The sequence below is a fragment of the Variovorax sp. LjRoot175 genome, assembly GCF_964253805.1.
Classification (GTDB): domain Bacteria; phylum Pseudomonadota; class Gammaproteobacteria; order Burkholderiales; family Burkholderiaceae_C; genus Variovorax.
In genome coordinates this window covers 621,387-634,245 of the sequence record NZ_CAXURY020000002.1, presented here as the reverse complement: position 1 = coordinate 634,245, position 12,859 = coordinate 621,387, and the positions used below count along the sequence as shown (strand labels likewise).

General features: G+C 64.1%; 8 protein-coding genes, 5 tRNA genes and 1 pseudogene. 5 read left to right on the top strand and 9 right to left on the bottom strand.

Going from position 1 to position 12,859, the window contains the following annotated elements; translation table 11 throughout:
• Nucleotides 1–9 precede the first annotated feature (9 nt).
• The 8 genes and pseudogenes from ACSQ89_RS33065 to ACSQ89_RS33030 form a co-directional block, all read right to left on the bottom strand.
• Nucleotides 10–4,728 (bottom strand): beta strand repeat-containing protein, encoded by a 4,719-nt coding sequence (locus tag ACSQ89_RS33065; protein WP_436295767.1) that lies wholly within the window; start codon nucleotides 4,726–4,728, stop codon nucleotides 10–12.
• A 220-nt stretch (nucleotides 4,729–4,948) separates the two neighbouring features.
• A pseudogene (locus ACSQ89_RS33060) lies at nucleotides 4,949–5,347 on the bottom strand (ISNCY family transposase); the annotation flags it as partial.
• 53 nt (nucleotides 5,348–5,400) lie between these two features.
• A complete protein-coding gene (locus tag ACSQ89_RS33055; RefSeq protein WP_436295768.1) occupies nucleotides 5,401–5,964 on the bottom strand; it encodes an HNH endonuclease in 564 nt (187 codons plus the stop codon).
• Between the two features lie 188 nt (nucleotides 5,965–6,152).
• Nucleotides 6,153–6,228 (bottom strand) — tRNA-Arg (locus ACSQ89_RS33050).
• 11 nt (nucleotides 6,229–6,239) lie between these two features.
• A tRNA-Lys gene (locus ACSQ89_RS33045) sits at nucleotides 6,240–6,314 on the bottom strand.
• 6 nt (nucleotides 6,315–6,320) lie between these two features.
• Nucleotides 6,321–6,397 (bottom strand) — tRNA-Met (locus ACSQ89_RS33040).
• 4 nt (nucleotides 6,398–6,401) lie between these two features.
• A tRNA-Leu gene (locus ACSQ89_RS33035) sits at nucleotides 6,402–6,485 on the bottom strand.
• 8 nt (nucleotides 6,486–6,493) lie between these two features.
• A tRNA-His gene (locus tag ACSQ89_RS33030) sits at nucleotides 6,494–6,567 on the bottom strand.
• 168 nt (nucleotides 6,568–6,735) lie between these two features.
• On the opposite strand from ACSQ89_RS33030, the gene ACSQ89_RS33025 reads away from it, so the two are divergent.
• From ACSQ89_RS33025 to ACSQ89_RS33005, 5 genes are all read left to right on the top strand, one after another.
• Nucleotides 6,736–7,035: a hypothetical protein gene (locus ACSQ89_RS33025; RefSeq protein WP_436295769.1), complete on the top strand. Its 300-nt coding sequence runs from the start codon at nucleotides 6,736–6,738 to the stop codon at nucleotides 7,033–7,035.
• Entirely contained in the window at nucleotides 7,032–8,186 is a 1,155-nt protein-coding gene (locus ACSQ89_RS33020; RefSeq protein ID WP_436295770.1) for a tyrosine-type recombinase/integrase, read from the top strand. Before ACSQ89_RS33025 ends, ACSQ89_RS33020 begins: the two co-directional genes overlap by 4 nt.
• Nucleotides 8,187–8,188: 2 nt before the next feature.
• Entirely contained in the window at nucleotides 8,189–9,832 is a 1,644-nt protein-coding gene (locus tag ACSQ89_RS33015; protein WP_436295771.1) for a hypothetical protein, read from the top strand.
• Nucleotides 9,822–11,591: a tyrosine-type recombinase/integrase gene (locus ACSQ89_RS33010; RefSeq protein WP_436295772.1), complete on the top strand. Its 1,770-nt coding sequence runs from the start codon at nucleotides 9,822–9,824 to the stop codon at nucleotides 11,589–11,591. The genes ACSQ89_RS33015 and ACSQ89_RS33010 overlap by 11 nt, the downstream gene beginning before the upstream one ends.
• Before the next feature lie 74 nt (nucleotides 11,592–11,665).
• Nucleotides 11,666–12,004, top strand: coding sequence for a TetR family transcriptional regulator (locus ACSQ89_RS33005; RefSeq protein ID WP_436296867.1), 339 nt, complete (start codon nucleotides 11,666–11,668; stop codon nucleotides 12,002–12,004).
• Nucleotides 12,005–12,339: 335 nt separating this feature from the next.
• Here ACSQ89_RS33005 and ACSQ89_RS33000 read toward each other — a convergent pair whose 3' ends face one another.
• Nucleotides 12,340–12,858 carry a hypothetical protein gene (locus tag ACSQ89_RS33000; protein WP_436295535.1) on the bottom strand — a complete coding sequence of 173 codons (519 nt, stop codon included), beginning with the start codon at nucleotides 12,856–12,858 and terminating at the stop codon, nucleotides 12,340–12,342.
• Between the last annotated feature and the right edge of the window lies 1 nt (nucleotide 12,859).

Sequence of the window (12,859 nt, the reverse complement as noted above, 5' to 3'; positions counted from 1 at the left end):
GCTGTGGCGTCAGAAATCCGCGCAGCCGTTGCGCTTCTCCATATCGACGCAGCTCGTCAAATTCGGCCGCGAGCGCACGCGTGACCACTCGCGCGCGAGCACGTCGGCGCCCTGCTGTGCGCGGTCGCCTTCCAGCGGGCCGGTCGCCAGGCAGATCGGCGCCCGGCCGATATTCCGGTCATAGAGCCAGGTGGTGGGCGTGTCGCGCACCACGTCAGGCAGCTTGAACAGCGGGAAGTCTTCCACGACGAAGCGGCCCGGCACCACGTCAATGGCGTAGCCCTCGGCAGAGGCGAAGCGGCCGCCGACGTTGTACGTGCCGGACAGACTCGAGGTGTTCGGGAGCGGGTCGACCGCGCCGGTGATGCCGATGCCCGTATCGCCGAGGATCAGTCCGTCGACGATCCTGAAGCCGACCGTCGGATTGGGGAAGGCCGCGCGACGAGTCGCGCTGCCGATCGCCACTGTGAGCGTGGGTTGCCGCACGTAGATGAAGTGATTGCCGGGCAGGACGGTGACGCCGCACGGACCGCCATAGCTGCAGTTGTAGTAGTTGGGAAAGGGACCTGAGCCGACCAGCCCGCCACGGTTCTCGCCCACCCAGGTGTCGGCCCAGATTCGCCAGGTGCCGCTGCCCGGAGCACCCGCACGCGCTGGATTCTGGAACCGCGCGCCGGCGATCAGGTCGGCCTCGGTGGACGTCACTCCGGCCGCCAGCGTGAGGTCCTCGGTGAAGGTGCGCACGCGCACTGTGTTCGCCGTGATGCCGGTGGCGGACAGCGTCTGCTGCCGGTCGGAGACCGTCACGGTGCCCACGGTCAGCGCATCGGCGTCGGCATAGTCGAAGCGGCCGGGTGCGCTGCCCGCGATGGTGCCGACGCGGTTGTTCGGATTGACCAGCGACACGTCGCCCGTGCTCGAGACCGCCAGCAGACTGGAGGCGGTCAGCGGCGACGTGTCGCCCGGCGCCTGGAGCTGGGCAGTGCCGGGCTTGGGCGCGCCGCCGACCCCGACGATCTGCGTGATGCTGCCGGCGGCGCCGAGCACGAGGTTGTTCGCGCTCAGCGCGCCCGCAAGCTGTAGATTGCCGGCGCCCAGCGTTTGCAGGATCGCGTTGCCGGTTGCGATGACGGGCGCCTCGACCGTGAGGTCGGCGCCCTGCGTCTCGACGCGCACGTTGGGGCCGCTGATGCCGCTGCCGGTCACCGGCTGCAAGGCATCGGTGCCGGCGAAGTTGCCGATCTTCAGCGCGCCGGCCTGCGCGTAGTCGAAGCCGTTGCCGGCGCTTCCCGCGATGGTGTCCACTAGGTTGCCCGCGTTGAGCAGCGTCACGTTGCCACCTTGTCCGCTCGCGAACAGCTGGGTCGCCGCGACCGCGCCCGGCCCCGACTGCAGCACGCTGCCCCCGGCCAGCAGTGCCATGTCCTTGGCCTGCACGCCGGCGTGCAGGACCAGGCTGCCGGCCCCGCCGGCTTGCAGCAGGGCGCCCTGGCCGGCGGCGATGCCGGACGCGATGGTCAGGTCGCCGTTCACGCTCCGCACGCGCGCTGCGTTGGCCGTGACGCCGTTCGCGCCGATCACCTGTTGCAGGGCAGAAGCGAGCGTGGGAGCAGGTGGGAAGGTGCCGAAGACGGGAAGTTCGTCCTGCGGCGGCGGCGGAACGACAGGAATGTTGCCGACGATCAGGCCGTCGGCGTCGAGGAAGTCGAAACGCCCCGCGGCTCGCCCTGCGAGCGTGCCGACCTTGTTCTCGGCCGAAGTGAGGCTCACATCGCCTCCCGGTGCGATCGCGACCAGACTCGTCGCGCCGATGCCGCCGGAACTCTGCGCGATTCCGTTGACGCCGGCCAGCCGCACGTCGGCGCCGCCGATGTCCGCACCGATCGCAATGCTGCCGGCGCTCAGCAGGCCGAGGCTTTCGGCCGCGAACACGTTGTTCGCAATCGTGAGATTGCCCGAGGACGCCAGGCCGACGTCGACGGCCTGGACCCCGATGCCGAAGGCCGGCGTCCCCGCGGCAGACTGGAACGGGACCGTTCCGACGGTCAGCGCGCCGGTGTTGAGGAATTCAAAGGCACCCTTACTCGCGAAACCGGCCAGCGTGCCGACCTGGTTGTTCGCATTCAGTAGCCGCACGCTGCCGTTGGCGCTGCTGGCCATGACGCTGTCGGCGGTGATGGCCGCCGTCTGCGTGATGCTGCCGCCCGCGAGCAGCGCGAGCGAGCCCGCCACGACAGGTGCGCCGAGGAAGATCGACCCGCCTTGGGTCTCGAGCGTGACGCGGTCCGGCAAATTGACCTGCCCGGCCAGAGCGATGTTGCCGGTGAAGCCGCTGAAGGCGCCAGCGCCGACACTCACCACCGGAGCAGACAGAAGATCGAACTCGATTGCATCGACGACGAAGCCGTTGCCCGCGCCGCCCAGCGTGATCGCTTGCGCGTTGGCGTCCGAGGTGCCGCCGCCCGTGGTGACCGAACCCGCACGCAAATTGATCATTCCGCTCTTGCTGCTGACGGACCCGCCGATGTCGATGGCATCGACCGTTGCCGGCGCAAGCGCGCGCAGCGTCACGTTGCCGGACCCGGTGCTGATGCCGGACTCTGGCCCCTCTACGGCGGCGACCGTGATGATCAGGCCGCTCTGCGCGTTGACGGCATTGGTCGAGCCCGACACCTCGATGTTGCCGCTGGCGGTGACGAGCTGCGCGCCATTGCGCAGGATCACGCCGCCGGTTGTCGGTTCGCCGGTGGGAAAGGCACCCTCGGCCGCCAAGCCCTGTCCGCGCACCGAGATGTTCCCGCTGCCGGCATCGATGCTGTAGTTATTGAGCTCGACGCCGAAACGCGTGCCGGCGGGGGGATTGGGGTCGACGACGAATGCAGCGACCCCGACCACCACGCCCGGGTCAAACTCCCGCGCCCGGGCCTGGCCGACGATGCTGACGTTGCCGCCATGGGTCGCGACGTTTCCGCCCGTCAGGTTGGCACCGGTGGTCGTGGTGGCCGCCACCTTGCTGTTGAAGGCAGCGGTGGCAGCCGGCGCGTTGATGGAAACATTGCCGCCCTTGGTGTCGATGCTGCCGTAGAACAGGATCGAGCCGCCCAGGCCCGAGCCCACGCCGGCGTTCAGGTTGACGCTGAGCGGCCCGTTGAGCGCCTGGATCTGCGGCGGGGCCGCGGGCGATGAGGTGATGTCGCGCGCTGCGTTGAAGGTGAGCGTGCGCGCTTCGGTACCCGTGTAGTTGATGGCAACGTTGTCGAAGAAGCTGATCTGGCCGTCCGTGGCCGTGCCGGCGGCCTGCTTGCCGGTGTCGATGGTCACGCTGGCGCCCTGGAGGGCGGTGTTGATGGTCGAGTCGTAGACGGCCGATTGCAGGGGCCCGGGGGCCGAGAAGGGAAACTCCAGCTCCGATGCCGGCGGCCCGCCATCGGGCGTGTGGAGGACCACGATGTCGAACGGGTCGATCAGCCACCGGCCCGCGATTCCCGAGGCTGCGCCGGCGTCGATGCTCACGTTGGCCAGGTCCAACGCTCCACCCGAGGTTTCGATGAATCCACCCGCGCCCGAAGCGCCCGCGCCGCGCGCCGAGAACTGGCCCCATGCCCGCAGGCCGACGTCGCCGAACGCGACGATGCGTCCTCCATCGCCTTCCTGCGTCGCATCGCTGCGCAGCACCGAAGCGCCGACGACGGCGCCCATGTCGGTCGCGTGGATCTTGATGTCGCCGCCGCCCGCGGCGCCGCTGGCGTCGAGCGTGGCGCCATCAAGCAGCACGCGCTGCGCGGCAATGTCGATGCCGCCACCACGCTGCCCGGCCGACGGGCCGGTGGCGTCGAGCACACCCGTGACATGCACGTCGTTGGCCGATCCGCCCCCCAGCACGATCTCGCCGTTGCGCTGCGACAGCGAACGCGCGCGCACCGTGCCCTGCTGATTGACCACGCGCGCGCCGATCGACGCCGCATCGGCCACCATCACCACGCGCCCGCCGTCGGCGGTGAGTTGGCCCGTCGCCGCGTTCTCGACCGAGGCCGCGCTGCCGAGCGCATCGGCCGCGACGCGGAAGGTGGTCAGCCCGTCGCCATCGAAATCCATCGTGACCTTGCGGCCCGACAGCAGGCCGATCGAGCCGCGCGCGACATCGATCGAGCCCTCGTTGCGAACCTGCGCGCCGACCAGCGCCACGGTGCCCCCCTCGCTCGCGGTGATGCTGCCCGCATTCACGACCGTGGCCTGGTTGGCGTCCATGCGCTCGAACACGAGCTGTTTGCCCGCCATGAAGTTGGCGTTCGAGATGTCCAGCGTCGACGCCACCAAGCCGCCGACGGTGACCGACGATCCCTTGCTGAAAAGCACGCCGTTCGGATTGACGAGGAACACCTGCCCATTGGCCCGCAGGCTGCCCGCGATGGTCGACAGCTCGTTGCCCACCACGCGATTGAGCAGGACGCTGCTCACCCCCGGCTGCACGACGTTGACCGTCGCGCCGGCGCCGATGGAAAAGGTGCTCCATTGCGCGATGCCTCGGGCAGTGCTTTGGTGAATGTTCATCGTGGCAGCGTTCGGCTGGGCGACGCTCAAGCCGCCCGCGATGGCGCTGAAGCCGGTTGGCAGCGTCTGCGCCACGGTCGGCGTGAGACCCAGGTACAGCAGTGCCACGGCCAGCGGCCGCAGCGACAGGCTGTGCGGCGCATCGTCGACACCATCGGAAGAGTTGCGAACTTTCATGTTAGTTCTGCACCGCGTCGAGCCCTCTGCATAAGGAGGTGGCCGGCCACACCGAAATGGCCTAACCTGGGGACGTGCCTCATCCCCAGTCGACGCAGTCTAGGAAGGGCACTATCCGCCGACCATTCTCAAGACGGTCTAGCACGAACGATCTACCCAAATCGAGGGGCGATCTCGAAGCAAATTCGAGGCGAGAAGGGACGAGAGGGATGCGACTTCGGATTGCCCACTCGTGCTGCAGCGTGAGCGACAGTGACACCTTGCGCTGCAGCCGCCAGGTGAAGATCAGATCCAGATTTTCATCAGCGCGCACCGCTCGATGGGCATCAAAGTCCCGCTTGAGTGGCTTCGCAAAGGTGTTGAAGTCGGCGATGAAATGCGGCGCAAAGGCGTTGGCCGCCTCGCGCGTGTTGAACTCGCGCAGGCGCAGCTCCTTCACCAGGCGATCCTGCAAGGTCAGGTTGGTGCGCTCCGCACGGCCCTTGGCCTGGCTCGAGTTGGCGCACCAGATGTCGATGTTCAGCTCGAACAGCGCGCGGCCGTATTGCGTGGTGCCGCGGCCGAAGTCGGTAGAGACTTGCGTCGAACGGAAGATGCTGGCCTTGTCGCTGTGGAACGCCCCTCGGGGAGCTCTTCTGATCTGGCCGTACCTGACGAGAAGAAGGCCCGAACTCAATGGAGCCGCGACCCCTTCGGCAGCCGCCTCGCCAGCCACTCGTGCACATCCGCCCGGATGTTCCTGCCCTCGAGCAGAAAGTCTTCGAAGCGGCTCGGCACGTAGGGCAGATAGACCAGCGGCATATCCGCCTCCTCCGGCGTGCGCGCAGCCTTGCGGTTGTTGCACACTCCGCAGGCGGCCACCAGGTTGGTCCATGACCAGAGCCCGCCGCGCGATTGCGGCATGACATGCTCGCACTGCAGATCCCGCTCCCGGAAGACACCGGCGCAATAGGCGCAGGTGTGCCGGTCGCGGCGCAACAGCTTGCTCTTGCTCAGGCCCGGTACGACGTCGAACAGGTTGATCTTCGACGCGCCGCGCAGCGCGATGATCGGCGCCACCTCGATCCGCGACTGAACGCCGCGCGCAACGTTGAAGCCGCCGCGCAGCGTTGCCAGCGGCAGCCCGCCGTCCTCCCATGCCACAGACGCACTGGCGTAGTGCAGCGCGGCCTGCTCCAGCGAGATCCAAGCCTGCGGTGTTCCCTGGATGTCGAGTTGCAGAACGTGTGCATTCATGTCGCCTCCTTTCGCGGCGATGGTTCCGTTGAGTCGAGACCGCCGCGGAGTGCGGCGGTCAGCCCTTGACGCAGAGCACCTGCTTCAGGGTGTGCTCGATGCCCGGGGATCTCGTCGATCACCCCTTCGTCCTTCCGACATTCGCCCCCTTTGGGCGGCCAGCGCCGCGAGGTCGAGGAAGTCTTCGGTGGTGCGCCCGGGAGAAGTCGAATCTCCGACCTCTGCCTTCGGAGGGCAGCGCTCTGTCCGCTGAGCTACGGGCACGCTGAGGTGAGTGGTGCGGGCAGAGAGTTTCGAAATCTCGACCTGCCGGTTAAAAGCCGGCTGCTCTGCCGCTGAGCTATGCCCGCATGAAATGGTTGTCATGGGCGGACTCGAACCGCCGTCCTCTCGCTTATGAGGCGAGCGCTCGGGCCGACTGAGCTACGCGACGGTGTTGGTCTCTCCAGTCCGATTCGAACGGACAGTGCCCGAAGGCTCCAGGGTTTGAGGCTGGCGTCTGCCGATTCCGCCATGGAGAGGTCGGATATGGGGTGCACGAACGGAATCGAACCGTCGTCAGCGGGACCACAACCCGCAGCTCTGCCATTGAGCTACGCGCACCACGAGACTGGTAGCCCCTGACGATTTCGAAACGTCGACCTGTCGGTTATCGACCGACTGTTATCCGCACCGCGAAGCGTTACCACCTCTCAAGCCCTCTGGTAGCATCCCCGGTTTTTTGAATTACGCCTTGTCAAAGGCGAGTAGCAGGAGGGGGTCCGGGGGAGGATGGCTGCTGTGGATAACTCTTCGCTCGAGCGATGGCGATCACTTGATGCCGTGCTCGTGCTGCGAGCCTTCGCGGACTACGCGAAGCAAGACCCTACGTTCGTCCCTATCAAGACGCCGAACACGGCGCGATGGCACGCGACGGTTCTTGGTCAGGATCTGGAGTTGCTGGTGACCGGTCCAAGGTTCTGGAATACACGTAAGAACGTCGGCGGCGGCGGCGCCATCGATCTGGTGATGCACTTGGCAGGCGTCGACTTCAAGGCTGCTGTCTCCATGCTCAGAGAACGGCAGCTATGAGGTTCCTCCTCGCGACGGACGACCTCGTTCTGCAGGGGCGCAGCTTCGCTGGGTTCCCGCTGCTGTTGGACGACGATGGCGACGCAATGGAGCCGGCACAGACCTACCTATGGCATCTGCTCGGAAGGGCTGGCCGAATCGCCTCCAAGAAGACCTGGGAAAAATACGGCCGAGACATCTACGACTATTTCGCGTTCATCTACGCCAACAACATCGACTGGAAGGTCCGTCCGTCAAGCGGTCTACCTGGTCCCCTGGAGCGTTACATCGAGTGGTCGAAGGGCACGCTCGACCTCGATACCAAGACGATTAACGGCCGCGTTCGCCTGGCGCTACGGTTCTACCGTTGGGCACTCAAGAACCAACTCGTCGACGCAGTGCCGTTCGATGAGGTCGTTGTTCACACGTCCCACGATGCCACCTTCTTCGCGCATCTCGACGCAGGCGCCAGCGAGACCATCTCCGCTGATGTGCTGCTACGTGAACAAAAACCCGTCATCAAGCTCATCACCAAGGAACAGATCAAGGTATGCCTCGGCGCTCTCACGAATCCGACGCACCGCCTGATGTTCGAGGTGATGACGCGGTCGGGCCTTCGGCAAGAGGAGGTGCGCACCTTCCCCGAGAGCTACGTGTTCGATCCGGCCCGCCGCCGTGACTTGGTCGCTGGCCAGATGGTCATGATTGATCTCGACCCCGCAGGCATGAAGATCAAGGGAGACAAGCCGCGGACCATCGAGATCCCGTACTCCCTCATGGAGGACTTGTGGTGGTGGAGCGTCCGACAGCGGCCTGCCCGGGAGGCAAACCATGCCGGCGGCATCAAGTTCAAGACGCTCTTCCTGACCGAGGCTGGGTGCCCCTACGGAGACTCGGCCCTTACCTCTATCTTCGACCGGCTCAAGCGAAACGTCGGCTTCCACGTCACTCCGCACATGTGCCGGCACACATATGCGACCTACAGGCTTCGCAGTCTGAAGAACAGCAAGACATTCGAGGGCGAGCCGCTCCTCTACATCATGGATCGTCTGGGTCACAGCTCGGTACTGACGACGAAGGTGTACCTCAAGCTGATCAACCAGCTCGACGGGCAGTTGGTCCTGCAACACGAAGACGAACTCGACGATCTCTTCTACCGGCGAGCGGCATAGCGATGGCGTCCAAGCAGAAGAACTTCGCGGCGCCGCCGGCGATCGTGGTGGCAACAAAGCCGACGCACGATGATGAGTCCCGCGCCATCGTGTACGTTGGTGAGAATCCATACAACGGCAAAGATGTTCAACTTGACGAGTGGCTTGGCCGAGGCATCGATGAGTGGGTCTGGGCATCTGCTGGTCAGCTCAGAGCCTTCATTATCAGTGGCTTGCAAACGCCGGCATCGATCGTTGCCTATGGCCGCCAGGGCCTGCCAACGTTCTTCGAGTTCCTGACGTCAACGCAAAGCGCCGCCACACCGGCGACCTTGAGCCAGCGCCATATCGATCAGTTCGTCGAATGGCTGAAGGGGCGTACTGGGTGGTCTGACGTGACCAGGCGGAATCGATACACCTTCGTCAAGTCTGTGCTCGTAGGCATGCGCCACCGCGGCGTGATCACGCGCGACGCAAGCGTCTTCCGCCGCAATCCCTTCCCACAGTCGAAAACCGGAGAGCAAGGGGAACGCGCCCTATCGCCAGGAGAACGATCACGTCTCGCGGAAGCACTTCGAAAGGACATCATCTCCCTTCACCAAGGGCACTTCACCGGATCAGAGCGCGACGGCCTGACGGTGTACGTGTTGGCCCTTGGTCTGCGAACCGGAATGAACACGACTCCCATGTTGGAACTGCGCCGCGACGCCCTGGGCCCCCACCCGTTCATGCCGAACATGCGACTTCTTCGAAGCGTCAAGCGCCGAGGTAACTCCACAGCCAAGAAGGCACTCAACGCCACCCGCGTGGACGAGGCTCCGATGTCTGTGCCCATGGACGGCGTGGCACTCTTCGAAAAGGTCCTGGCACAAACGCAACCCCTGCTGGCGGAAGCATCGCCTCAGCACAGGGATCGAGTGTGGCTCTTCCGGATCGACCGCAATGCGCCACATCACGCCGGCCAAGTCCGCGCGCTCCATGGCGCATCTTTAGCGGTTGGAATTGCAAATCTCGTCGCCCGGCACAGCCTGCACGACGACGAAGGCCGTCGATTGCGACTGAACTTGTCTCGTCTGCGCAAGACGATGGAAAACCGGTTATGGCGCCTGAGCAATGGCGATCTGTTCACCGTGTCGCTGATCATGGGCCACGATCCGCGGGTCGCCGAGCAGAGCTACCTGCAAGTCACGCCGGACATGCGGCAGAACGCCACCATCGTCGGCGAGGCCTTGCCGGACATGTACCGCTCGGGCGCTACCTCCCAAAAGCGCCGAAAGGCGATTCCAATCGGCCTTGAGAAGACTCCCGTGGGTGCCTGCAAGGACAGCTTGTTCGGCGACATGGCGCCAAAGGACGGCAGCAACCATTGCGCAGACTTCATCAGCTGTTTCGGTTGTAGGTCGTACGCGCTGGTCGGATCAGTGGAAGATCTGCACCGGCTGTTCAGCTTCTACTGGTTCCTTGCCGCAGAGCGAACGCGCATTGCATCGCGCGAGTGGGCTGACCACTTCGCCTGGATCATGGCGCAGATCGACGCCTTCACCCTCAGCAACTTCGACAAACGCCTCGTCGAAGACGCGAAGCAACAAGCCAGGTCGCGCCCACACAAGTTCTGGAAGAACTACCAAATGCAGGCTCATGGAGGGCTCATGGCGAATGGCCACTAAGGACTACTCTCTCCTCGCTGAGCAGCCACTGAGCGCCGCCGATCTCAAGCAACGCGAGCAGGCGGAGATCGTGATCAGCGCGATCACGACCGACACCGGCGAGCGCTTGGTTGTGAGTCGCTACGGTGACGATACGTGGCATCTTTGGCCGTTCCTTGATCAATCCAACCGCGCCCAATCGGAGGAATTCATCGACTGGACGCGCATGCACACTGAGTTCCGTGACGTCGCCAAAGCCGTTCTATACCGGTACTGGATGGTCGGGCGACCTGGTTCCACGAGGCCGAACGCAATCACGCTCCGCGGTGCGTTCTTCGAACTGGCTGCATTCTTTCGATACCTGCACGACAGCGGCATCAGGTCTCTGGGAGAGGTCAGACCTCTGCACGTCGCCAACTACGTGCACAGCAGAAAGCGGTCGGGAGGCGTTGGAAAGAGCGCGCTGACGCGGAATCTGCTCTGCGTCGAGCTCTTGTACGTCTTTGGCGATCAGCATCCCGATGGCTTGCGCTTCGAACCATGGGGCGACTCCGCAGCCCAGGAAACGGCGGGGTACGTTGGCGCCGCAAGGGCCAAGGCTGTTCGCGACGCCAGGACGCCGCTCATCCCGCCGCCGGTCGTCGCAACGCTGTTCACGTCTGCCGAGGCCATCCTGGAAGGCGCCAACAGGCTGCTCGACGAGCGCGATGCCGGCATGCGCTCTCCGCTACGGGACCCGTCGCTGATGCTCGTCCGTGATGCGTGCTTCTTCCTGCTTGGCATCCTTACCGGCATGCGCTGCGAGGAGCTTGTCGGGATAGACGTGGGCGCCGGTCGGACTGAGGTGAAGGACGGCTTCGTCTACAACTGGATCAAGTCCGTCGAGCACAAGACAAAGAAGGGCCAAGTCGAGTACCTGGTTGCTTCGATGGGCCTCGAAGTGCTGCGCATCCTGGAGCGCTGGTCAGAACCCCATCGACGCCGCTTGGCCATCGAGTTGGCCGCCCTGGAGTCCGACACGCGTGCGAAGGGACTTGCCCAGCGGGCTCGACGCATCCACGCGCTGCGGAAGAACCGGAATCGTCTGTTCCTCTCTGGGGCCGGAGTGCAAACCATCTCGGGTCGCACCTGGGGTACGTACCTCAAGCGCTTCTCTGCGCGTGCCGGAGTCAGATGGAACTTGGCACCCCACCAGCTACGGCGCACGTATGCGTGGACGTTCGTGCGTCACAAGCTCGGCAACCTCTTGCTCCTCAGAGAGCAGTTCAAGCACTCCAGCATCGAGATGAGCCAGCTCTACGCTGCCAACCCGATGCAGGACGAGACGCTGTACGACGAGTGCCTCAACGAGTTTTATGAATACAAGGTGGAGGTCGTGCAGACTTGGCTTCACGACGGGGAGCCTCTCTCCGGTGGCGCCGGCAAGAAAATCGTCGTCATGCGCGCGCATGCCTTCCCCAACCGCGCGGCGCTCATCAAGGAAACAGCCGACAAGGTCTCCATACGGAGCACCGGGCATTCATGGTGCCTGTCGCAGCACGCCACGGGATGCGGCGGCCAGGGTCTGTACGAACGCAGTCAGTGCGGCCCATGCGGCAGCAGCGTGATCGACAGGAGCTTCGCTCCGATCTGGCAAGAGATGTTCGATCATCAACGCGAGCTCAAGAGCATCGCTAGCGAGATGGGCCCTGGCGCCGTTCAGCGTGTGGAGCGCGACCTGGCAAGGGCGAGGAGCGTCCTCACGGACCTGGGTGCGATGCTCGTGGAGGGCCGCGTGTGAAAGGCGCTTCGATTTCTGCGGTTGCACCGCGTGCCCGCAGCCGCGAGAACACGAGCAAGGAGCTGCGATCGGCTATGCGACGGGTCGTTGCAGCCGATAAGAGGGTCAGCATCGCCGCAGTGGCCAAGGAAGCAGGAGTCTCGCCGGCTCTCATTCACAACAAGTACCCGGACATCGCGGAGGAGATCAGGAAGCAGAGCGGAAAGGCAAGCAGAGATCAACGTGACACAAAGCATCGCCAGCTCGTAGAGGCCCGCGACGCAATACGTGATCTGCGCAAGCAGAACGACGAACTGCTTGATGAGAACAGAAAGCTCGCGTCGGTGAACGAGTCGCTGCGTCGACGGCTCGCGGAAGCACTGGCGGTAGCCAACGCCAAGAACGTCGTGCCCCTGAAACGGCCAGCGAGGTAGCCGCCGGTAGTCCTGGAGTCCTTTGCTGACCTGTCCAAGCTGTGGTCATGCCAAGCGCGAGACCATGCCGACAGACACGTGTCAGTTCGAGAATGCCTTCTACCGCCGCTTTGGGGCTGAAGCGGGCATACGCTGCGCTCTGAAGCGGCCGTTCGAGATGCCGAAACTCAGGGGCAACGGCGAACGAAAGGCGCTCGGTTCCCACGCTGTTTCCGAAGCCCGTTTACCTCGCTTAGGTACCAGGCTGGAATCTGCTTCAGTTTGTCCCGAGGGATGGCGACTCATACCTCCTGTGTGCAAGTGCTCCGATAGTGGTAACTACTCGATAAGACTGGTCAATCTCTGTCGCCCGTCTTGCTTTCGATCTCTTGGAGGATTGCCGCTTTTGTCCGGAGCCCAACCCCATCGACATAGTCGAACGCCCCGTCCTCCAAAGTTGCCAAGACCTCTTTGGCACGAGCTGGACGGTCGAGCCTCACCATCAAATCCGCTAGCCTGATACTGGCAGAGCCCAAGTAATAGTTAGTACCCGTTCTTGCCGCAATAGAAATTTCACGCTCAAAGCACTGAGCAGCCGATTCGGGGTTCGCCATTTGCATTTGGAGAGAACCAAGCATGTAGTAGTCGCCAGGCTCCATCTGACCACACTGTTCGATTTTCAACCAACAAGCCTCGGCGCGATCAAGACGTTCGCATCGGCGATTGACCTGAGCTGCTAGTCGTAAGTCGCTTGAGCTGAGTTGCCGCCCTGTTAGCTTGGCGAGCACATGTTGGGCCTCTTCGAACTTGCTCTTTCTTGCAAGGTCAAGTGCGAATCCCAACCAGCCTTGAGTCGAACTAAATCTCTTTGACATT